This window comes from Microvirga sp. VF16, from assembly GCF_016864375.1.
In the GTDB taxonomy this organism is placed as follows: domain Bacteria; phylum Pseudomonadota; class Alphaproteobacteria; order Rhizobiales; family Beijerinckiaceae; genus Microvirga.
The window spans coordinates 3,833,094-3,854,833 of record NZ_CP069354.1 but is presented as its reverse complement, the minus strand read 5'-3'; the positions used below and the strand labels follow the sequence as shown (position 1 = coordinate 3,854,833).

Annotated in this window: 21 protein-coding genes; 13 read left to right on the top strand and 8 right to left on the bottom strand. The window is 63.6% G+C overall.

From position 1 onward, the window contains the following. Nucleotides 1-50: 50 nt before the first annotated feature. Complete coding sequence (locus tag JO965_RS17980) at nt 51-2,324, bottom strand: PAS domain-containing sensor histidine kinase (RefSeq protein WP_246776609.1); 2,274 nt, start codon at nt 2,322-2,324, stop codon at nt 51-53. 245 nt (nt 2,325-2,569) lie between these two features. Then, a complete protein-coding gene (gene pepN / locus JO965_RS17975; protein WP_203440390.1) occupies nt 2,570-5,221 on the bottom strand; it encodes an aminopeptidase N in 2,652 nt (883 codons plus the stop codon). A gap of 310 nt (nt 5,222-5,531) precedes the next feature. On the opposite strand from pepN, the gene JO965_RS17970 reads away from it, so the two are divergent. The 7 genes from JO965_RS17970 (at nt 5,532) to ybaK (ending at nt 12,708) form a co-directional block, all read left to right on the top strand. Further along, nucleotides 5,532-5,972: a VOC family protein gene (locus JO965_RS17970; protein ID WP_203440389.1), complete on the top strand. Its 441-nt coding sequence runs from the start codon at nt 5,532-5,534 to the stop codon at nt 5,970-5,972. A gap of 136 nt (nt 5,973-6,108) precedes the next feature. Next, a complete protein-coding gene (gene xdhA / locus JO965_RS17965) occupies nt 6,109-7,590 on the top strand; it encodes a xanthine dehydrogenase small subunit (protein ID WP_203440388.1) in 1,482 nt (493 codons plus the stop codon). Nucleotides 7,591-7,594: 4 nt separating this feature from the next. Next, a complete protein-coding gene (gene xdhB, locus JO965_RS17960; protein WP_203440387.1) occupies nt 7,595-9,925 on the top strand; it encodes a xanthine dehydrogenase molybdopterin binding subunit in 2,331 nt (776 codons plus the stop codon). Next, nucleotides 9,922-10,851 carry a xanthine dehydrogenase accessory protein XdhC gene (xdhC, locus tag JO965_RS17955; RefSeq protein WP_203440386.1) on the top strand — a complete coding sequence of 310 codons (930 nt, stop codon included), beginning with the start codon at nt 9,922-9,924 and terminating at the stop codon, nt 10,849-10,851. Before xdhB ends, xdhC begins: the two co-directional genes overlap by 4 nt. 155 nt (nt 10,852-11,006) lie before the next feature. After that, the gene (locus JO965_RS17950) at nt 11,007-11,492 is read left to right on the top strand and encodes a nucleoside deaminase (RefSeq protein WP_246776608.1); all 486 of its coding nucleotides are present in this window, start codon (nt 11,007-11,009) and stop codon (nt 11,490-11,492) included. 55 nt (nt 11,493-11,547) lie between these two features. Further along, on the top strand, nt 11,548-12,216 hold the full coding sequence (locus tag JO965_RS17945; RefSeq protein WP_203440385.1) for an urease accessory protein UreE: 669 nt from the start codon (nt 11,548-11,550) through the stop codon (nt 12,214-12,216). A 21-nt stretch (nt 12,217-12,237) separates the two neighbouring features. Further along, nucleotides 12,238-12,708: a Cys-tRNA(Pro) deacylase gene (gene ybaK, locus JO965_RS17940; RefSeq protein WP_203440384.1), complete on the top strand. Its 471-nt coding sequence runs from the start codon at nt 12,238-12,240 to the stop codon at nt 12,706-12,708. 55 nt (nt 12,709-12,763) lie between these two features. Here ybaK and JO965_RS17935 read toward each other — a convergent pair whose 3' ends face one another. Beyond that, complete coding sequence (locus JO965_RS17935; RefSeq protein WP_203440383.1) at nt 12,764-13,081, bottom strand: hypothetical protein; 318 nt, start codon at nt 13,079-13,081, stop codon at nt 12,764-12,766. A gap of 95 nt (nt 13,082-13,176) precedes the next feature. On the opposite strand from JO965_RS17935, the gene JO965_RS17930 reads away from it, so the two are divergent. Beyond that, on the top strand, nt 13,177-14,220 hold the full coding sequence (locus tag JO965_RS17930; RefSeq protein WP_203439317.1) for an IS110 family transposase: 1,044 nt from the start codon (nt 13,177-13,179) through the stop codon (nt 14,218-14,220). Between the two features lie 235 nt (nt 14,221-14,455). Here the strand turns inward: JO965_RS17930 and JO965_RS17925 are convergent, their stop codons facing one another. Then, nucleotides 14,456-14,956 carry a hypothetical protein gene (locus JO965_RS17925; RefSeq protein WP_203440382.1) on the bottom strand — a complete coding sequence of 167 codons (501 nt, stop codon included), beginning with the start codon at nt 14,954-14,956 and terminating at the stop codon, nt 14,456-14,458. A 232-nt stretch (nt 14,957-15,188) separates the two neighbouring features. Between JO965_RS17925 and dusA the strand changes: the two genes are divergently transcribed. After that, nucleotides 15,189-16,187, top strand: a complete 999-nt coding sequence (gene dusA, locus JO965_RS17920; RefSeq protein ID WP_203440381.1) for a tRNA dihydrouridine(20/20a) synthase DusA — start codon at nt 15,189-15,191, stop codon at nt 16,185-16,187. Nucleotides 16,188-16,366: 179 nt separating this feature from the next. On the opposite strand, the gene JO965_RS17915 is transcribed toward dusA, so the two are convergent. The 3 genes from JO965_RS17915 to cobS are packed head-to-tail and all read right to left on the bottom strand — an operon-like array spanning nt 16,367 to nt 18,138. After that, a complete protein-coding gene (locus tag JO965_RS17915) occupies nt 16,367-17,074 on the bottom strand; it encodes a TIGR02281 family clan AA aspartic protease (RefSeq protein ID WP_203440380.1) in 708 nt (235 codons plus the stop codon). Then, the gene (locus tag JO965_RS17910; RefSeq protein WP_203440379.1) at nt 17,071-17,286 is read right to left on the bottom strand and encodes a DUF1289 domain-containing protein; all 216 of its coding nucleotides are present in this window, start codon (nt 17,284-17,286) and stop codon (nt 17,071-17,073) included. The genes JO965_RS17915 and JO965_RS17910 overlap by 4 nt, the downstream gene beginning before the upstream one ends. A 15-nt stretch (nt 17,287-17,301) precedes the next feature. Continuing rightward, nucleotides 17,302-18,138, bottom strand: a complete 837-nt coding sequence (cobS, locus tag JO965_RS17905) for an adenosylcobinamide-GDP ribazoletransferase (RefSeq protein ID WP_203440378.1) — start codon at nt 18,136-18,138, stop codon at nt 17,302-17,304. 77 nt (nt 18,139-18,215) lie between these two features. Here cobS and cobT point away from each other — a divergent pair, with 77 nt between their 5' ends. Both cobT and JO965_RS17895 read left to right on the top strand, forming a co-directional pair. Continuing rightward, entirely contained in the window at nt 18,216-19,241 is a 1,026-nt protein-coding gene (cobT, locus tag JO965_RS17900) for a nicotinate-nucleotide--dimethylbenzimidazole phosphoribosyltransferase (RefSeq protein WP_203440377.1), read from the top strand. After that, on the top strand, nt 19,238-19,750 hold the full coding sequence (locus tag JO965_RS17895; protein WP_203440376.1) for a thermonuclease family protein: 513 nt from the start codon (nt 19,238-19,240) through the stop codon (nt 19,748-19,750). The genes cobT and JO965_RS17895 overlap by 4 nt, the downstream gene beginning before the upstream one ends. 21 nt (nt 19,751-19,771) lie before the next feature. Here JO965_RS17895 and JO965_RS17890 read toward each other — a convergent pair whose 3' ends face one another. After that, nucleotides 19,772-20,194 carry a VOC family protein gene (locus JO965_RS17890; protein ID WP_203440375.1) on the bottom strand — a complete coding sequence of 141 codons (423 nt, stop codon included), beginning with the start codon at nt 20,192-20,194 and terminating at the stop codon, nt 19,772-19,774. Nucleotides 20,195-20,297: 103 nt separating this feature from the next. Between JO965_RS17890 and JO965_RS17885 the strand changes: the two genes are divergently transcribed. Both JO965_RS17885 and JO965_RS17880 read left to right on the top strand, forming a co-directional pair. Further along, nucleotides 20,298-20,948, top strand: coding sequence for a uracil-DNA glycosylase family protein (locus JO965_RS17885; RefSeq protein WP_203444246.1), 651 nt, complete (start codon nt 20,298-20,300; stop codon nt 20,946-20,948). Further along, nucleotides 20,945-21,736, top strand: coding sequence for an enoyl-CoA hydratase-related protein (locus JO965_RS17880; protein WP_203440374.1), 792 nt, complete (start codon nt 20,945-20,947; stop codon nt 21,734-21,736). The genes JO965_RS17885 and JO965_RS17880 overlap by 4 nt, the downstream gene beginning before the upstream one ends. Nucleotides 21,737-21,740 lie beyond the last annotated feature (4 nt).

The following is a 21,740-nucleotide window of genomic DNA, read 5'->3' as shown; positions in this document are numbered from 1 at the left end:
ACGCGCCGGCTTTTTGATGGCGTGAGATCGTCCCCGACGATGCAGGGCTTTTAGGCGGCTGCATCCGCGAGCGCGATATCCGCGTTGGTGGCCTCCGTCAGCGGCAGGTGGACCAGCACGATGGTGCCGAGGCCTTCCTGGCTTCTGATGCGGAGTGAGCCGCCATGCAGTTCGGCAAGCGAGCGGGCAATGGCGAGGCCGAGGCCGGAACCCTTGTAGCTCTTCGAGAACTCGGTCTCGACCTGTTCGAAGGGCTGGCCGAGCTTGTGCAGGGCGTGATCGGGAATGCCGATGCCGTCGTCTTCCACATAGATGTTGACGGCATTGCCGGCCTGGCGCGTGCGCACCGTGATGCAGCCGCCGTCGCTCGTGAATTTCGTCGCGTTCTGGAGCAGGTTCACGAGGATCTGGTGCAGCGCGCGCTCGTCCGCCGGCACGATGATGTCCTCGGGGTTCACGTCGACGGTGACGGAGAGGTTCTTGGCCTTGGTCTGCTCGCCCACCAGCTTGAGGGCGCGCTGGATCGAGGCGTGGACTTCGATCGGCTGCTTGGTGAGCGTCGTACGGCCGGCCTCGATGCGCGACATGTCGAGAATGTCGTTGATCACCGACAGAAGATATTCGCCGCTCGAGCGGATGTCGGAGCAGTATTCCTCGTACTTGTCGGATCCGAGCGATCCGAAGATGCCGCTCTGCATCACTTCCGCAAAACCGATGATGGCGTTGAGCGGCGTGCGCAGCTCGTGGCTCATATTCGCGAGGAACTCGGACTTGGCGCGGTTGGCGCTTTCGGCCTGAGCCTTCTGGTCGAGATAGCGCTCGGCGAGATCGGCGAGCTGATGCGTCTGCGCTTCGAGCTTCTGGCGCGATTGCTTGAGGTCGAGAACGGTCGCGATCAGCTCCTTCTCGGATTCGACGAGGCGGTGCTCGTGGCGCTTGAGCGCGGTGATGTCCGTGCCGACCGACACGTAGCCGCCGTCCTTGGTGCGGCGCTCGTTGATCTGCAGCCAGCGGCCGTCCTGGAGGCGCGCCTCGAAGGTGCGTGCGCCCACATCCTGCTGCTCCCGGCGCAGGAACTGATGCTGCACCTCCGGCGGCCGGCCGAGCGCCATCACGTCCGCATAGGACTTGCCCTGGAGCTGCGCGTCGGCAGGTAGTTCGTGCAGTTTCTGGAACTTCGAATTGCAGAGCACGAGGTTGTTGTTGGCGTCCCACAGCACGAAAGCCTCGGAGATCGCCTCGATGGCATCGTGCAGGCGCGCATCGGCCTTCGCGGTCTTCTCTTCCAGGCCGCGCTGCTCGGTCACGTCGACGGCAATGCCGACGAGGTGGCTTGCGGCGTCGTCCGGATCGTTCATCAGCTCGGCGCGGGCGCGCAGCCACACCCAATCGCCCGAGATGCTGCGGATGCGGAACTCGTAATCGACGAGCGAGGTGCTGGCGGAGGCGAGCTGCTCGGCGAGGGTGAAGAGATCCTGATCCTCGGGATGGATCATGGTGTTCACTTCGCCGAAGGAGAGGAACTCGTCCTGGCGCTCGTAGCCCAGGAGTTCGTACATCGAGTCGGACCAGTAGATGCGGCCGCGGCCGATATCCCAGTCCCACAATCCGCAGCGTCCGCGATTGAGCGCGGAGTCGATCCTGTCGCGCACCTTCTCGCAGACCTCGTCGGCCGCGCGGGCGCGGTTGGCCTGCATCACATAGGCCACGCCGATGCCGAGCAGAACCATGATCGTGGCGCCGAGCAGCGAGACATGGCCGATGGTGCGCGTCCACCACCCGGACAGAATGTGCGGCATCGGCTGCACGAGCGCGATCTGGCCGGAGGAGGCGTGGAGCGCACGGACCGTCGCCATGCCCTCGGAGCCGCCGGGAAGCTTGATCGTCATGACGCCGGCACGGTCCGCGAACAGCATCAGGGGCTGCGCTTCGCCCAGGATATCCGTGAGCTTCGCCGGTGCGTCTTCCATCGGCGGATGGACCGCGAGGATCGCACCAGCTTGGTCGACCAGCATGAGGGAGCGGTTCTGCGTCAGGGCGCTCGGCGGCATGTCCTTCGCCAGACGCTCAAGCTGAGCTGCGGCCTGCATGCGGTCGGCGGGTGCCCGCGCGGTGCCGAGCTTCGCGGCCGAGAGCGATGCGATGATATCGATGTCGTTGATGGCGTCGAAAAGCGTGTCCTTGCGGCCGTCGCGGATCTGGATCCAGGCGCTGCCGGCCAGCGTGACGAGGAAAAGAACGAGGAGGGCAGGGACTGCGAGCCTCAGCAGAGGCTCATATTGCTCAAGCCGACGATAGGCCGGATTTGCGTCCGATCGCGTCACCCCTAGAATCGTACCCGCGCGTGCGGGTACGCATGCGGTCACCGCCCCCGCCATGCGATGTTTCCTCCGGAACCATTTACGTCCTGTTTCGGAGGACGTGCCGCATCTCTCCGAATCACTAACAATAGAATCTTGAGCGGGTGATTTGTCTAGTTAGTAGAACCCGAAGGTTAATAAAAAATTTCCCATTTTGCATTCCCTTGGGGAAATCTTGGACAACTCGGTAACCTATTCATTTGAATAGGTTATTTCCCCTGGCTCTCCTCGAGGGAGCGGCTCACGATGTCTCCTACATCGCGGGAAAGGTTGGGCTTTTGGGCGATGGAACGAAGGGCCTCTTCCGCATGCGACCGGCGGGCGCTTTCCATCATGCGCCACGTGCTGAACGCGGTCAGAAGACGGGCCGCGAGCTGCGGATTCAACTCGTCCGCGCGTAAAACGATGGAGGCCAGGAAGCGGTAGCCTGCTCCGTCCGCACGATTGAACTGAACCTGGTTCAGCATGGCAAAGCTTCCGATGAGCGAGCGCACGCGATTGGGATTGGCGATGGAGAAAGCCGGATGCTGCATCAAACCCTTGACGCGCTCCAAGGTGCCGTCCTCCGGAATGGCTGCCTGCAGCGTGAACCACTTGTCGAGGACCAGGGGCTCGTTGCGGTAGCGGTCCCCGAACCGGGCGATGGCCTCTTCGCGGACTGCGCCGGGCAAGGTCGTCAGAACGCTCAGTGCTGCAAGGCGATCGGTCATGTTGCTCGCCGATTCAAGCTGCCTCACGGCGAGTGCCTCGCCCACGCAGGGGTCGGATGCAGAGAGAAGGTCGAGGGATGCATTGCGCAAGGATCGGCGTCCGGCGCTTGCCGCATCCGGACTGTAAGCCCTTGCAGCGGACAGGGAATCGTAGAAGCGGTGCAGATGCGTGGCGCAGCTTTGACCGATGCGGCGACGCATCTCCGAACGAGCGCCATGGATGGCGTCGGGATTCACATTCTGCCCGATCTCCTGCGCAATATCCGCCTCGCTCGGAAGCGTGACGACAAGCGCCGCGAAGGCCGGATCGTCCAGGGCATCCCTGTCCATGAAGGAGCAGAGCGCTCCGGAGAAGGCATTGATTTCCTCGTCGGTGACTTGAATGCCCGTCGAGAGAGAAGCCAGCAGACGCATGGCAACGGTCTGAGCCGCCTGCCAGCGATTGAAGGCATCGGTGTCGTGCCGGAGGAGGACCAGCAGTTCCTCATTCGGCAGATCGAGCGATACCTTGACCGGAGCCGAGAACCCTCTGAAGAGCGAAGGGACAGGCAGGGACGTCACACCCGTGAAGGTGATGGTGGCCTCAGGCTTGTCGAACAGGAAGACACCGCGCAGGTCCACGCGGTCGCAAGCTGCAGTCGCCGGTGATCCGTCATGCGTCACCAGACCGAGCGCCACGGGAATCGCCATCGCTTCCTTCTTCGTCTGGCCGGGCGTCGGGGGCGTGCTCTGCGCGAGATCGAGGCGGTAGGTCTGCGCCTCCGGGTCGTATTGCCCCTTCACCTTCACCCGTGGCGTCCCCGATTGCTCGTACCAGCGGGCGAAGTGGGACAGGTCCCGGCCCGTCACGTCGGCGAAGGCGTTCAGGAAATCCTCGACCGTGGCGGCGGTGCCGTCGCAGCGCTCGAAATAGAGATCCATGCCGCGTCGGAAATCTTCTTCGCCGATGATCGTCTTGAGCATGCGGACGATCTCCGCGCCCTTTTCATAGACCGTCGCGGTATAGAAGTTGTTGATCTCACGATATTGGCTCGGACGCACCGGATGGGCGAGGGGACTCGAATCCTCCAGGAACTGCCGCGCCCTTAAAGTTTTCACCTCGGCAATGCGATGCACGGGGCGGGAGCGTTCGTCCGACGAGAATTCCTGGTCGCGGAAGACCGTCAGCCCCTCCTTTAGGCAGAGCTGAAACCAGTCGCGGCAGGTGACGCGGTTGCCGGTCCAGTTGTGGAAATACTCGTGCGCGATGATCGCTTCGATATGGGCGTAGTCCATATCCGTCGCGGTCTCAGGGCTGGCCAGGACATACTTGTCGTTGAAGATGTTGAGACCCTTGTTCTCCATCGCGCCCATGTTGAAGTCGGACACAGCGACGATATTGAACACGTCGAGATCGTATTCGCAGCCGAAGACCTTCTCGTCCCAGCGCATGGAGCGTTCGAGCGCGTCGAGGGCATAATCTGCGCGGTCCTCCTTGCCGGGCTCCACGTAGATCGCAAGCTCCACCTCGCGTCCGCTCATGGTCGTGAAGGTTTTGGAGATCCGGCCGAGTCTCCCTCCCACCAAAGCGAAAAGATAGGACGGCTTCGGGTGCGGATCGTGCCAGACGGCATAATGCTTGCTGGTTCCATCGACAGGCCCGCTTTCCACGGGATTGCCATTGCCGAGAAGAACCGGAACGTCGTCGCGATCCGCCTCGATGCGGGTCGTGTAGACGGCCATCACGTCGGGCCGGTCGAGGAAATAGGTGATGCGCCGGAAGCCCTCGGCCTCGCATTGCGTGCAATAATTGCTGCTCGACCGATAAAGGCCCATGAGCTTCGTGTTGGCCGTCGGGTTTATCTCAGTCTCGATGGTCAGGGTGAAGGGCTGGCGGGGGGCTTGCGCAATCGTGAGCGATTGCGGAGAGGCTTCGAACTCTTCATCGGTCAGGATTCGTCCATTCAGGACCACACCCTTCAGGTTCAGTTCGTCGCCGTCGAGAACAAGGGGGGCGTCCGAGCGCCCCTCTGGATTAGGTCTCATGACGAGGGTGGCGGTGACCCGGGTCTCGGTCGGGTGCAGTTTGACGTCGAGCTCGACGCTGTCGATCAGGAAGTCGCTGGGCCGGTAATCCTCAAGGCGAACAATCGGGCTTGTGTCGGTGCGCATCAGATACTCTTCTGAAACTTAATTACATAAGAGGCTAGGGCCTTGGGGAGAGACTTCCAGTCTGCTTGAAGCAGCATTCATTAAAAGTCACCTGATCTTGAGCAAATCCAAGGCTTTTTCGGCACAAGAAAAAGGTACCCCTTGATCTCCTCGGCAAATACGCCATCACCAGCGCATCGTGCGGAAAAGTGGATTCCGGTTTTCCGCGCCCAACGATGCGCCAGTTTGAAGAAGAAGCATCGGATGGATCCCAAAAGTGCACCCACTTTTGGGTCCGATGCCATAAGCGTGACCCATAGAGAGGCTGATTATGGAATATCTCCACACCATGGTTCGTGTCGCGAACCTCGAAGAATCTCTCGATTTCTTCGTCAATAAGTTCGGTCTGGTCGAGGTCCGTCGGACGGATAACGAGAAGGGACGCTATACCCTCGTTTTCCTCGCAGCTCCCCGCGATGTGGAGAAGGCCAAGGATTCGAAGGCGCCGCTGCTGGAGCTCACCCACAACTGGGACGAGAATGAATATGCCGGGGGCCGCAATTTCGGACATCTCGCCTACCGGGTCGACGATATCTACGAGTTCTGCCGCAAGCTGATGGACGCGGGCGTCACCATCAACCGTCCGCCCCGCGATGGTTACATGGCCTTCGTGAAAACCCCGGACAACATCTCCATCGAGCTGCTTCAGCGCGGCGAGCCGAAGCCGGTCCAGGAGCCCTGGGCGTCCATGCCTAATATCGGCACCTGGTAAGCTTGAGCCTTTGGCCCGTAAAAGACCTGCCTCTTCTCTGGGGGCAGGTTGAGGATCCCCTTGGCGAAAAAGTCTTGCTCCGCCATTCTACCCGGCTCACCATAACAAGGCCGGGTGTAACCGGCGGAGGATTATCGTGGTACGAGACACAATCCGCTTCTGGCGGAACGGACAGGCGGTCGAGGTTTCAGGCTTTCATCCACGCACCACGCTTCTGGACTACTTGAGGCTTCAGGAGCGTCGCGTCGGCACAAAGGAAGGTTGCGCGGAAGGGGATTGCGGCGCCTGCACCGTGGCGTTGGGCCGAGTGAGGGGCGGACGCGTTCATTACGAACCTATCAATGCCTGTATCCTGCTGCTAGGCCAGGTCGACGGAGCGGAACTCGTCACCGTCGAGGATCTTGCGGCCAACGGAGAATTACACCCTGTTCAGTCCGCCATGGTGGAAGCTCATGGCTCCCAGTGCGGGTTCTGCACGCCAGGCATCGTGATGAGCCTGTTCACCCTCTATCACGAGGGCAAGCGGCCCTTGAGCCGCGAGAGCGTCAACGATGCGCTCGCCGGCAATCTCTGCCGCTGTACCGGCTACCGGCCGATCGTGGATGCCACCCTTCAGGCCTGCAGCCAGCAAGCTGACGATGCGTTTTCCGCGAGCCACGAGCAAACCGCTCAGGGACTCATGAGCCTTGCCGACGGACGCGATATCTTCATCGGCAGCGAGACCCGCTTCTTCGCCGCGCCCGCGAGCGAAGCCTCGCTCGCGGCTTTTTACGCGCAGCACCCGGACGCCACGCTCGTCGCCGGCTGCACCGATGTGGGGCTTTGGATCACCAAGGCCATGATGGAGATCGAGAAGATCATCTGGCTTGGTCGCGTGGCCGGCTTGGATCTGATCGAGGATTCCTCGGATGCTCTCGGCATCGGCGCGACCGTGACACATTCGGAGATCTATCCGTCTCTTGCACGGATCGATCCCGATCTCGGCGAGATCATGCGCCGGTTCGGCTCGCTTCAGGTGCGTGCTTCGGGAACGGTCGGCGGCAGCATCGCCAATGGCTCGCCCATCGGCGATCTCGCGCCGGCCTTCATTGCACTCGGCGCAGAGCTCGAACTGCGGCAGGGCGAAACTGTTCGCACCCTGCCGCTCGAAAACTTCTTCATCGCCTATCGCAAGCAGGACCGACTGCCCGGTGAGTTCGTGCGTCGGGTGAGGGTGCCGAAGCTGAAAACTAACGAGATCTTTCGCGCCTACAAGATTTCCAAGCGGTTCGACGAGGACATCTCCTCGGCGCTTGGCGCTTTCAAGTTCACGCTCGACGGACGGCGCATTGCCGACGCCTGCGTCGCCTTTGGCGGCATGGCGGGAACGCCCAAGCGCGCCGCCGAGACAGAGCGCGCACTGACCGGCCTGTCCCTGGACGAGCCGTCGTCCTGGGGCGAGGCGATGGCTGCCATCGCGCGCGACTATCAGCCCCTCGACGATCACCGGGCCTCATCGGCGTACCGCTCGACGGTCGCGCGCAATCTCGTATTCAAGGCTCTGAGCGAAACCGCATCGGGCGCGACACGAGCCACGCGGATCGTCGGCCAGCGCGAAACGCTCGATGCGGCGGAGTAAGGCCATGAACGCACCCGCCAAACCGACGATGGATGCGGAAGCGCACCGTCATATCCGCAAGCCCCTGCCGCACGATTCCGGCGTGAAGCACGTTCAGGGTTCCGCGCAATATATCGACGATATCCGCGAGCCCGAGGGCACGCTGCATATCGCCATTGGACAATCGCCGAAAGCGCGGGGGCGTTTGGTGTCCCTCGACGTCTCGGCCGTACGAGCCGTGCCCGGCGTCGTGGCGGTTCTCACTACGGCCGACATTCCCGGCAAGAACGACGTGTCGCCTGCCTTCGGCGACGATCCGCTTTTCGTCGATAAAGAGATCAGTTTCCTGGGTCAGGCCCTTTTCGCCGTCGTTGCGACGAACCGGGATATAGCACGTCGCGCCATCAAAAAGGCGGTGGTGGAGATCGAATCCGAAGCGCCGAGCATCACGGTCGAGGATGCGCTGGAGCGTGGCGAAACCGTGCTGCCGGATTACGCTTACGGCCGCGGCGATCCTGATGCGGTGATTGCGCGGGCGCCGCAGAAACTGGAAGGCCAGTTTCGTGTCGGCGGGCAGGAGCACTTCTATCTCGAAGGCCAGATCGCCCTCGCGATTCCGGGCGAGGATGGCGACATCCATGTCTATTCCTCCACCCAGCACCCCACAGAGGTGCAGCATGTGGTGGCCCGCGTGCTCGACATTCCCGATGCCTATGTGACCTGCGAGACGCGCCGCATGGGCGGCGGCTTCGGTGGCAAGGAAAGCCAAGCAACGCAATGGGCCGTCACGGCAGCCCTCGCCGCGCGTGTGACGGGAAGGCCGTGCAAGTTGCGTCTTGATCGCGACGACGACTTCGTCCTCACCGGCAAGCGCCACGATTTCCGCTGCGACTGGAAGGTCGGCTTCGACGGCGACGGACGCATCCAGGGCTATGCGGTCGATCTGCTGGCCCGCTGCGGCTATTCGGCAGATCTTTCCAGCGGTGTCGTTGATCGGGCCATGTTCCACGCCGACAACGCCTATTGGATGCCGGCCGTCCACATCGCGTCGAAGCGGCTGAAGACCAACACGGTCTCGAACACTGCCTTCCGCGGCTTCGGCGGCCCGCAGGGCATGCTCGCCATCGAGCATGTGATGGACCAGATCGCCTGGGCGACGGGGCGCGATCCGCTCGATGTGCGCTACGCCAATTTCTATCGGGAGGCTGAGAACGTCACGCCCTATGGCATGGAGGTGGAGGAGACGGATACGCTCCTCAGTCTCGTGCGCACGCTTGAGCAGACTTCGAACTATCGCACGCGCCGCGAAGAAATCGTGGCGTTCAACGCCTCCTCGCCGATCATGAAGCGCGGTATCGCGCTGACGCCTGTGAAATTCGGCATCAGCTTCACGCTCACCCACATGAACCAGGCCGGCGCGCTGGTGCATGTGTATCAGGACGGCTCCGTGCATCTGAACCACGGTGGCACCGAGATGGGGCAGGGGCTCTACATCAAGGTGGCGCAGGTGGTGGCCGAGGAATTCGGTATCGCCATGGAGCGGGTGCGCATCACGGCGACGACGACCGCGAAGGTGCCGAACACCTCGCCGACCGCAGCGTCCTCCGGCTCGGATCTCAACGGCATGGCGGCGCGCATCGCGGCCGGCGCGATCAAGAAGCGCATGATCGCCTATGCGGCCGAGGCCTATAAAGTCCCGGAGGAGCAGATCGAATTCCGCGACGACCGGGTTTTCATCGGCAACGAGAGCCTCGCTTTCGACGAGCTGGTCAAGAAATGCATCCTTGCCCGCGTCGCGCTCTCGGAGGCAGGTCACTACAAGACGCCGAAAATCACCTGGGACCGGGCGAAGGGGACCGGGCGGCCTTTCTTCTATTTCGCCTATGGCGCGGCCTGCTCGGAAGTGATCGTCGATACGCTGACCGGCGAGAACCGCCTGCTGCGCACCGACATCCTCCACGATGTGGGCCGCTCGCTCAATCCGGCCATCGATATCGGCCAGATCGAAGGCGGTTTCGTGCAGGGCATGGGCTGGCTCACGACGGAGGAGCTGGTCTTCAGCAAGGAAGGGCATCTGCTCACGCACGCGCCTTCCACCTATAAGATCCCGGTCGCCTCCGACGTGCCGGCCGATTTCAACGTGGCGCTCTATCCCAACGAGAATCGCGAGGAGACGGTCTACCGCTCCAAGGCTGTGGGCGAGCCGCCGCTCATGCTGGCGAACAGCGTGTTCTGCGCGCTGGCGGACGCGATCCATGCGCTCGATCCGTCAAAGCCCGTGCCGCTGAATGCACCCGCAACGCCGGAGGCGATCCTGCGCGCCTGCGAGGCGCTTCGGGGGAGGCCAATGGGGTGAGGGTTTGGCGCCAGCTCACCGATTTCGTGACGCGGCACGGAGCCGCCGCCCTCATCACTGTGCATGATGTGAAAGGCTCCGCACCCCGGGAGGTCGGCGCGCATATGGTCGTGCGGCCCGATGGGGCGTTTCACGGCACCATCGGTGGTGGGCAGCTAGAATTCCGCATGCTCGACATCGCCCGCGAGATGCTCGGTTCAGGACGCGGCCCGGCACGGATCGTCGATCAGGCACTCGGGCCCGATCTCGGTCAATGCTGCGGCGGCCGGGTGAAAATCCTTATCGAGACTTTTGATAGACAGGACATGGACGATCTCGCGCCGCTCGTGGAGGCTGAAGCCGAGGGAGGCCTGTTTGAGGTCGAATGCCGGATGGAGGACGGCCGTGTGAAGCGCGAATTCGCCTCCGCCGTGGGCGACGATGATTGGACCGGCTGGCGCGAGACCCATGGCGAGGTCCGCATGCCCGTTCTCGTCTTCGGTGCCGGTCATGTCGGCCGCGCGCTCGTTTTGTCGCTCGCGCCGCTCCCCTTTGCGGTGCGCTGGCTCGACGACCGGGAGAACGCTTTCCCCTCCCACATTCCGGCGAATGTAAAGGCGGTCCGTATGCGCGACCCCGAGGCCGAGATCGCCGAGGCTGTCCCCAACTCCCTCGTCCTGGTCATGACTCATGACCACCCCCTCGACATGGCGATCACGGCAGCGGCCCTGAAGCGGGACTTCCCCTATGTCGGCCTCATCGGCAGCGCCACGAAACGGGCGCGCTTCGAGAAGCGTTTCCGGGAGCTGGGTTTGCCCGAGGAGAAAATCCACTCCCTCGTCTGCCCCATCGGGCTCCCCGGCATCGCGGACAAGGACCCGGCCGTGATCGCCGCCTCCGTGACGGCGCAGCTGCTGCAGGTTCGGGAGAGGGTCAAGCAAGGCTGATCCCCTTTGTCATCCCCGGCGGCCCGCAGGGCCGGGAAGGGGATCCACTGACAGACTCGGCGCTATGGATTCCCTTCCCCTCCGCTGCGCTCCGGCCGGGAATGATACTAAGGAAATCTCTCGCCACCTGCCGCCTCAAACGATACATAAGCTCCATGAGCACCATGAAGACCGACGATCAGCTTTATCTGGCGCGTGCCATCGAATTGTCCCGCGAGCACATGGACAGGGGAGCCGGAGGCCCGTTCGGCGCCCTGATCGTGCGCGAGGGGAAGGTTCTGGCCGAGGGCTGGAATCAGGTGACCTCCTCCAACGATCCGACAGCCCATGCCGAGGTCACGGCGATCCGCCGCGCCTGCGAAGCGGTTGGCGATTTCTCGCTGGAGGGCGCCACGCTCTATACGAGCTGCGAGCCTTGCCCCATGTGCCTCGCCTCGGCCTATTGGGCGCGGGTGAGCCGGATCGTCTTCGCCAATACCCGGCAGGATGCGGCCGATATCGGCTTCGACGACAGCCTGATCTATGACGAGATTCCAAAACCCCACGCCGAGCGCATCCTCCCCATGGATCACCTGCCGAGCCTGGAGGCGAGGGCGGTATTCGACGCCTGGGCGGACAAGGACGACAAGATCGCCTATTAATATCCGGCTGCGCTTCCTATCTGAGCCTCACCCGACATCTACCTGAGACACACCCATGCCCCGCGTCACCACCATCGTCCGCAAACCCGCCGTGAAGGCCGACCGCGTCGTCGACACGATCACCCTCGACCACGAGGCGCGCAACCGCCGCCAGGGGAAGCTGAGGGCCGAAGGCGGGACGGAGATCCTGCTCGATCTCGACATGGAAACCACCGTCAATGACGGCGATGCCCTGCGGCTCGAGGATGGGTATCTCGTCCAAGTGAAGGCTGCCGCCGAGCCCCTGCTGGAGGTGAAGGCCGAGAACCCCTTACGCCTCACGCGCCTCGCCTGGCATCTCGGCAGCAGCCATGGCCTGGTCGAGGTCACGGCGGACGCTCTCTATGTCGAGAACGATCCGGCCGTGGCCGAACTCGTGCGCGGACAGGGCTGCACGGCGACCCCGGTCGAGCGTCCCTTCAGGCCGGAGCGCAGCATCCATGTCTGCGACCACGACCATGGGCATCACCACCATCATGGTCACGGCCATAGCCATGCCGAGAGCCACAGCCACGCTCATTCTCATGCCCACAGCCATGAGCATCATGACCATGGGCACGATCATGGGCATGACCACAAGCATGATCACGACCATCATCACCATGACCATGCGCATCATCATGAGCACGGTCCCGGCTGCGGATGCGGCGGTCATAACCACCATGGGCACAAGCACGATCACTGATCGGCCCTAAACGACCCGGCCATGTCCAAGACCACCCGCGCGACGTTAGCCCTGCAGCAGGCGGGCGTTTCCTTCACGTTTCACGCCTACGAGTACGATCCGAATGCGGACCGCATCGGCCTGCAGGCGGCCGAGGCCATGGGGGCCGATCCCGCAAGCGTGCTCAAGACCCTGATGGTGCTGGTGGATAACAAGCCCGCCTGCGTGATCCTGCCCTCGGATCAGGAAGTGAACCTGAAGAAGCTTGCCGCCGCTCTCGGCGGCAAGGCGGCCCAGATGATGAAGCCCACGGACGCCGAGCGCATCACCGGCTACCACGTCGGCGGCATCAGCCCTTTCGGCCAGAAGAAGCGCGTCCCGACCGTGCTGGAGCAGTCGGCCTTCGAGCACGCGCAAGTGTTCATGAACGGCGGCCAGAGAGGCCTGCAGGTCAAGCTCGATCCTCGCGATGCGGCGAAGGTGCTGGATGCCAAAGTAGTCGGCGTGATTTGAACAGCATCCCCTGTTCGGCATGGCCGCAAAGAGTGCCGCCATGCCGGGGTGGTCACTAGAAGGTGAAATCATCAAAGTTGACGTGGAAGCCGAGTTTCTTCGGCAGAGCATCCAGCACTTGCTCCTGGATTGTCGGAAGAGTCTCATGGTTTGCCACGGCGAGCTCGATCAAGCTCTTCGGGTGCCACGGGTCGGTGACGAATTCCAACGCGTCTGTCAGGAAATTGCTTGCTCCTCCGAAGACGTAAGCAAAGGCGTCGTCGGTGAGATCGATGGGGATGGCAGGGGACTTCGTCTGGGAGATTCTGGCGGCGAGATCGAGCAGCTTGTCCGCCGCAAAGGCGAAGATGGGCTCGTCTCGCGCGGCAAGCACGGCGGCGGTTTGCTGCTGTTGGAGTGGACGGCCCCCTTACGGCATCGCTGTGCCAGAATGAGGTCGTTGCAGATCTCAGTCACAGGAGACCGTCCATGGACCAGATTATCCGCATCGGAATGGATACGTCAAAGCACGTCTTCCAACTGCACGGCGTGAATGCCGCCGAGGAGCCGGTGCTGCGCAAGAAGCTGCGGCGCCAGGATCTGATCACCTTCTTTGGCAAGCTTCCGCCCACCGTAGTTGCCCTTGAAGCCTGTGGGGGCTCGCACCATTGGGCGCGCCTTCTGCAGTCGTTAGGGCACCAGGTGAAGCTGATCGCGCCGCAATTGGCCAAGCCGTACGTCAAGCGTGGCAAGAACGATGCGGCTGATGCCGAGGCGATCTGCGAGGCGATGAGCCGGCCCACCATGCGCTTCGTGCCGGTCAAAACAGCCGACCAGCAGGCGGCCTTGATGCTGGTGGGCGTGCGCGATCGCTTGATCCGGCAGCGCACCCAGCTGGTCAACGTGATCCGCGGCTATGCGGCGGAGTTCGGGCTCATTGCCCCTAAGGGGCTGTGCCGGATCGAGCCTCTGCTGGAGCGGGTCAAAACCGAGGAGACCTTGCCGGCTCTCGCCCGGGAGCTGTTTGCGATGCAGGCCACGGAGTATGCGCAGCTGCAGGCCCGATTGGAGGAGATTGAAGATCGCCTCATGGCTTGGCACCGCGCCCATGAGATCAGCCGACGCTTGGCCAGGATTCCTGGGGTGGGTCCGATCGGCGCTGCGATGTTGGTGATGAAGACGCCTGCACCCGAGGCCTTTCGCTCGGCCCGCCACTTTGCCGCCTGGCTTGGCTTGACCCCGAAGGATCATTCCACCGCCGGCAAGGTGCGGCATGGGGTGATCACGCGGGCCGGTGACGAGGCCCTGCGCAGCGTGCTGGTGGTCGGGGCGACTGCTGTCATCCGGCAGTTGCGGCGCGGCCAGAGTGCGCCGCCTTCGCCGTGGCTGGTGGCGTTGCTCCAGCGCAAGCCGCCCAAGCTGGTTGCCGTGGCGCTGGCCAACAAGATCGCCCGCATTGCCTGGAAGCTGATGGTGACAGGGGAGAGCTACAAAGCCCCAGCGTCAGTATCGGCAGCGGCGTGCGCTGTGTAGAGATCAGCCCGACATGAGAACCCTTCAAGCGCTCTCGTGTTGAGCTGGTGTCGGACCTTGCAAGGAAGCGAGCAGATGGTGTGATCGATCGATCCAGACGGTGAGACACTCCGCACATGACTGTGGTCTGGCGAGGCCGCGGTGCTGTTGGGAACTCACAGAGCGGACGCCATCTTGGCCAGCGGTCATGTGTGACTGCAATGAAAGGCCGGACATATGACCGCAAGCGATCCGATCAAACCATGCCGAAATCTTCTTGCGAGGCGGGGGCCGTCCACATAAGCCATGTGGTGAGGGCTGCGACTTCCTGCGGCTCGGGCGTGATGCTGCCGTCCTCGATGCGGTCGAGAGCGCCCTGGATGATCTTGCCCAGATCGACCTTGGCCAGAAGTTCGGGATGGCCGTTCACGACCGCGATCTGGTGGAGCATGGCCAGCACGGCAGCCCCTGCATAAAGATCACCTTCGCCCGTGACGGCATCGGGAGACTGCTTCAGGATCTCCTTGATCAGTCGAAGATCGGCCTTGGCCCGCAGGAGGGTGTCGGGTTGATCATAGGCCTTGTCATGGCGGCGGAACAGGGCGTCCAGCGGGTCCTCGGGCTTGACGGTATAATTCCCTGGCTCGTCGTCACCGACAAATTCGCCGCCCGACCAGTTGGGGCCGCCATATTGGCCGTAAGTGGGGATGGGAATGCCGCTAGGACTTTCTGTGAGAAGCAGCCAATTGATCTGCATGGATCCGTCCTCATCTGAATCATATGGTTTTCGAACGGGATTCGGCTCAGCCGAGCTTGCAGGTCACAGGCTCAATCTGGCCAGAATGCGGTGAGCTCGACCGTTGAAACTTTGGCAATCAGCGCCTGTGGCATCGGATCCCGCTTATTTTCCTTGAGATTGCAAGCACCATATTGGAAAAGCCTCGCCAACGCCCGATCGACCGGAAACCTCTCCTAGAAACTATTCCGAGATGACTCAGAAATTTCTCACCGTTGCGCCCATGATGGAGTGGACCGACCGGCATTGCCGGGCGTTCCACCGCGTCCTGTCGCGCCGGGCACGGCTTTATACGGAGATGGTCACCACGGGAGCGGTCATTCATGGGCCGCGGGAGCGGTTGTTAGGCTTCAGCCCTTCCGAGCATCCGGTGGCGGTGCAGCTTGGCGGGTCGGATCCGGCCGATCTGGCGAAAGCCGCCAGGATCTGCGCCGATTTCGGTTATGACGAGATCAACCTCAATGTGGGCTGCCCCTCCGACCGGGTGCAGAACGGCCGTTTCGGCGCCTGCCTGATGCAGGAGCCGGTGCTGGTCGGCGAGTGCGTGGCGGCCATGAAGGCGGCCGTGTCCCTGCCGGTGACGGTGAAGTGCCGGATCGGCGTCGACGATCAGGATACGGAAGAGGCTTTGAACCGCCTGACCGATTGCGTGGTGGCGGCCGGCTGCGACGAGCTGACGGTCCATGCCCGCAAAGCCTGGCTGCAAGGTTTGTCGCCGAAGGAAAACCGAGACATTCCGCCGCTCGATTACAACAGGGTCTACCAGCTGAAGCAGGCCCGCCCGGATCTTCCCATCGCCATCAATGGCGGCATCAAGACCATGGCCGAGGTGCACGAGCACCTGAAGCATGTGGACGGCGTGATGCTCGGCCGCGTGGCCTATCACGAGCCTGAAATCCTGCTTGGGGTCGATCCCGAGCTTTATGGCGAAGCTTCCCCCGTTGTGGACGGGTTCGAGGCGGTCGAGGCCTATGAGCCCTATATCGCGGAGCAACTCGCGAAGGGCGAGCGCCTGCACAACATCACCCGCCACATGCTCGGTCTCTTCACCGGCCGCCCCGGCGCACGGGCCTATCGCCGCCATCTGGCGACGGAGGCGGTGAAGCCGGGCGCGAATCTGCAGACCTTGCGGGATGCGGTGGCGCATGTGGCGCGGAGCGAGACGGTGCCTGCGCTTAACGCTGCCGAGTAAGTTTGCTGTCATCCCGGGGCCGCGCAGCGGAGCCCGGGATCCATAGCCACAACCTTCAACCAGTTTGGCGCCGTCAGCATTTATGGATTCCCGCCTTCGCGGGAATGACAGTGTTGAGGTCAGACACCTCATCCTGCATCCGATCCCGGATCGGCTTTGCCGTCCGGGATGACAGCGTGCTAGCTGGCGTCTTCCTTGCCCCGCAAAATCAGACGGTTGCCCCGCACCTCGTAGGAGCCCAGCCGCTCGAGAAAGCTCATCCCGAGCAAGTTGGCATGCAGCACGCCTGAGCGGGCGATCAGCGCGCGGACGTTGCGCTCGGTGATCGAGCCGATGGTCAGGCGGTCGATGACGATGGGGGCGGCGAGGGCGCTGCCATTGGCGGTCGCAACGGGGATGGAGTAGTTCAGGCTCTCAGGCTTGAAGCCGAGGGCTTCGGCATTCTCCGCACGCAGCACCACGGTGCTGGCGCCGGTGTCGAAGATGAAACGGGTCTCGTGGCCGTTCACCTCGCCCCGCACCATGAAGCTGCCATCCGTCCGGCGCGCGGCCACCACCTCGCCCTCCGGTGTGACGACAGTGCGGCCGACCGCGATGTCGCCGATGGCGCGGTCGATCACGGTCTGCAATTCGCTTCGCGATGCATAGATCGCCAGCAGGGCGATGAGAATGCCGCCGCTGATCGCGATGGATTGAACGCCATAGGTCCAATGGCGGGAAAAGCCTTCGACGATGGAACCGGCCATGAGGAAAGAAAGACCGCCGAGGGCTAAAAGGCCGGACGCTTCGAGAGCCGAGAACTCGCCGACGGGATCATCGGCGAACAGCCCGACCAGGAGGGCGGCCAGGAGAAGGAGGAGGCCCGCGCCGCGAATCCCCAGCATCATTCCGCCTTGTCGGGTTCGGGCGCGAAGGGAGACACAAGGGCGAAGGCCTCGCGCATGCGCTCTGGCAGCTCGGCCATGATACGCTGGCGTTCCTCCTCCGGAATTCGGTACCAGCTGGCGATTTCCTCCCGCGTGCGGCCGCAACCTTCGCAGAGCCCGGTTTCAGGGTCGAGAGTGCAGACTCGGATGCAGGGGCTGGAGACGCGGGTCATTCTACCTTCATGTCGTCACGGCTGGACAACGGTCAAGAGGCCGATCAACGCAGCGATTTCCGCCACCTGCTGCGCGGCGCCCGCAACATCTCCCGTCTGCCCGCCGAGGTGGCGCGAGGCGAAGCCGGTGAGCGCAGCACCCGAGAGGGCCGACAGCACCAGCATCAGGGCGATGCCGGATGGAGGCAGGCCAGCAATCGCTCCCAGAATGACGGAGATTCCGCCCGCGATCCCCGCCGCGAGCCAAAACGTCTCTCGCGCCGGCTGCCCGACAGACCGGGCGATTCCGTCCCGGCGGGCCGGGGAGAGGAAGACAAGGGGCATGAGGCCTGCCGTACGGGACAGGGAAGCGACGATGAGAACCACCGCGATAACGGCGCTGCCGTCGATACGCGAAGCAAGTGTGGCGAGAGCGCCGATCCGGAGTGCGAGGGACAGGAACAGGGCCGAGGCGCCGAAGGAGCCGATTCGGCTGTCCCGCATGATCTCCAGGCGCTTTTCGCGGGTCGAACCGCCGAAGCTGTCTGCCATGTCGGCAAGCCCGTCCTCGTGAAGCCCCCCGGTCGTGATCACCATGGCGGCGACCGCGAGGATGGCGGAGAGCCAGGGGCCGAGTCCGAGCGTCAGCGCCAAGCCCAGCAAAGCCGCCGGCAAGAGGCCGATCACGAGGCCAGCGAGGGGAATCATCCGTACCAAGCGCGGAAAACTCGGCAGCGCATGGGCGTTCTGCTCCCACGGCAGGGCTGGCACCGGAAGGCGGGAATAGAAGCGCACGCAATGGGCTAGGTCGGCCGCAGCCGCCTGCCAACCACTCAAGGTCGCGGCCTCGCCCTGTTCAAATTGCTCCGACATGCTTCACCCCGCGTGCATGGGTCGTTATAGGTCACGCCTCTTCGCGTTCTGCAATGCCCCTTGGGCCGGAGCCCTCCATGTCTGATGCCGTGTCCTCACCTTTCGACGATATCCGCCGCCTGATCACGACCATGCCGGGTCCGGACGAGGCCGCCGTCGAGGCCGTGCGGCTGCGGGATCAGCAACTCACCAAGCCCGCCGGGAGCCTAGGCCGTCTGGAGCGGATCGCCGAGTGGCTCGCCGCCTGGCAGGCCAAATCGACCCCCAGCGTCGACCGTCCGCTCGTCTGCGTCTTTGCGGCAAGCCATGGCGTTACCGCCAGGGGCGTCTCGGCTTTTCCCTCGGACGTGAACCGCCAGATGCTGGAGAACTTCGCCGCGGGCGGGGCTGCCATCAACCAGATCTGCGCGGCCTACGGCCTGGGCTTCAAGGTCTTCGATCTCGCCATCGACATGCCGACCGGCGACATCACCGAAACTGAGGCCATGGACGAAAAGGCCTGCGTCGCCACCATGGCCTTCGGCATGGAGGCGATTGCCGGTGGCACCGATCTTCTCGCTATCGGCGAGATGGGCATCGGCAACACGACCATCGCGGCCGCGATCTATACGGCGCTTTACGGCGGGCCGGCCGAGCATTGGGTGGGACGCGGCACGGGCGTGGACGACGAGGGCCTCAGACGCAAGGTCGCGGCGGTCGAGGCGGCCATCGCCCATCACGGCGACAACCTGAAGGATCCGCTTGAGGTGCTGCGCCGCCTCGGCGGACGCGAGATTGCCGCCATGGTCGGCGCGATCCTGGCCGCGCGGCTGCAGCGGATCCCGGTGGTGCTCGATGGCTATGTGGCGACGTCTGCCGCTTCCATCCTCCACGCCATTCACCCCTCGACCATCGATCATTGCATCGCCGGCCATTTGAGCGCGGAAGGCGCACACCAGGATGTGCTGACCCGACTGGGTAAGGTCCCGCTGCTCGCGCTCGGCATGCGGCTGGGCGAGGGCTCGGGCGCGGCTTTGGCGGTCGGTCTCGTGAAGGCGGCGGCGGCGGTCCACAGGGACATGGCCACCTTTGGGCAGGCAGGAGTTTCCGAGCGCCTGTCGTGAGGTTTCGACGTCGCCGCTCCCGGTCGAGCGGCATCACCTCGCTGATCGTTGCGCTGGGGCTCGCCGGCGGGGCCGGGCTCGTGCTGAAGCCGAGTGGGCGCTTGCTCGAGGGCAGGGCGCAGGTCACCGATGGGGATACGATCCGTATCGGCGAGACCCGCATCCGCATCAAGGGCATCGACGCGCCGGAGCTGGAGCAAAGATGCGCTCGCGCTGGGCGGACTTACGCCTGCGGCGAGATCTCACGCCGGGCGCTGATCGATCTCGTCTCCGGCGAGACTGTTCGCTGCCGCGCCGCCGGCCGCGACCGCTATCAGCGCATCCTGGCGCGCTGCACGGTGGCTGGTCGAGACATCGGCGCCCGTATGGTGGAGGACGGCTGGGCCGTCTCCTATGGGCGCGATTACGACTATGAGGAAACCCGCGCCCGCAATCGCTCGGCGGGTCTCTGGGAGGGCGAGTTCGAGCGGCCGCAGGACTGGCGCAGGGCGCATGTTCACGGCGGCTGATTTTAGCCGAGACTGTTCCGGTCAATCGGTTGGGAGGAAGGCCGGATTCCAGACGATTTCCCAAACATGCCCGTCCGGGTCCTGGAAATAGCCGGCATAGCCGCCGTAGAACGTGTCCTGCGCTTCCTTGAAGATGGTTGCGCCGGCTTTCCGGGCCTGTTCCATCACCGCGCCGACTTCGCTCTTGCTTGCGACGTTGTGGCCGATCGTGAAGCCAGTCGGAGAGCGGGCCGTCTTCGGGAGGCCCGTGTCATGAGCGATGTCGTTCTGCGCCCAGACTGCCAGCTTCAATCCCGATTGCAGGTCGAAGAAGGCGACGGCACCGTGTTCGAACTCCTTGCCAATGATGCCTTCGGTCGCGAGCCCCAAGCCATCGCGGTAGAAGGCAACGGATCGCTCGAGATCGTCGACGCCAAGCGTCAACACTGAAATGCGCGGTTTCATGGATCCTCCCGATGGGCTCCTCGTTCCGATGGCGACAAGCTGCCACCGCGCGGGAGCGCCGGCAATCCTCGATAAATCCCGTTCCGATCCCCATCTGGCGAGGATGGATTCCCCACACAATTTCGACGTTCTCGCCTCACAACTGAGAGCCTGCCGCATCTGCCGGGACGCACCGCGCTATGGAGCGGCCCTGCCGCATGAGCCGCGGCCGATCATCCAGGGCAGCGTGACCGCGCGCCTGTGCATCGCCAGCCAAGCACCCGGAACCCGTGCCCATGCGAGCGGAATCCCGTTCGACGACCGCTCGGGCACACGGCTGCGCGACTGGCTCGGGATCGACAAGGCCACCTTCTACGACGCCTCCAAGATCGCCATCGTCCCCATGGGCTCCTGCTTCCCGGGGCAGGATGCCAAGGGCGGCGATCTCAGCCCGCGCCGGGAATGTGCAGAGGCCTGGCGCCAGCCGCTCTTCGAGGCGCTTCCCCATCTCGATCTCGTCCTGCTGATCGGGCAATACGCCCAGGCCTGGCATATGGGCGACGATTTCAAGGATGGGCTGACCGAGACCGTCCGGCGCTGGCGCGAGATTCTCGGCAATCCGCAAAAGCCCCGCATCCTGCCCCTGCCGCATCCATCCTGGCGCAACAACGGCTGGCTTAAGACTAATTCCTGGTTCGAGGCCGAGCTTTTGCCGGTTCTCCGGTCTGAGATCCGTACTATGTTCCAGCCCAACCAAAAGGAGCTTGAGGCATGAGCCCGACCACCCTGCGCACGACCGTCGACGGCCCCGTCGCGACGATCACGCTCGCGCGGCCCGAGAGGATGAATGCGTTCAACGCCGCCATGCATGCGGAATTGCGTGAGGCGCTGGACCGGTGCGAGCGGGACGAGGCGGTGCGTGTCGTGGTTCTTACTGGCGAGGGGCGCGCCTTCTCCTCGGGCCAGGATCTGACAGTCGACCCGAAGCGCGATGAACAGGGGCGCCTTGATCTCGGGCCTGCCCTGGAGCGCGACTACAACCCGCTTGTTCTCAGGCTCTCCAATTATGCAAAGCCGATCATCGCGGCCCTGAACGGGCCTGCGGTTGGCGCTTCCATGAACATCGCGCTTGCCTGCGACATCGTCGTGGCGGCGCGCTCGGCCTATCTGCAGGAAGCCTTCGCCAAGATCGGCCTGATCCCGGATGCCGGCGGCACCTGGATCCTGCCGCGCCTCGTCGGCCCCAAGCAGGCTCTCGCCCTCATGCTGAGCGCCGAGGCCGTTCCGGCCGAGGAGGCCCAGCGCATGGGGCTCGTCTACAAGGTGTTCGACGACGTGTCGTTTGCCGTCGACGTGGCGGCCTTCGCTGCAAGGCTGGCAGAAGGGCCGGGGCTCGCCTATCGCCTGACCAAGCAGGCAGTGGCACAAAGCCTGTCCAACGATCTGGAATCCCAGCTTAAACTCGAAGCCAGGCTTCAGACCGAGGCCGGATCGAGCCAGGATTTCATGGAGGGCGTCGCCGCCTTCCGCGAGAAGCGCGCTCCCCGGTTCGCGGGACGATAAGGAG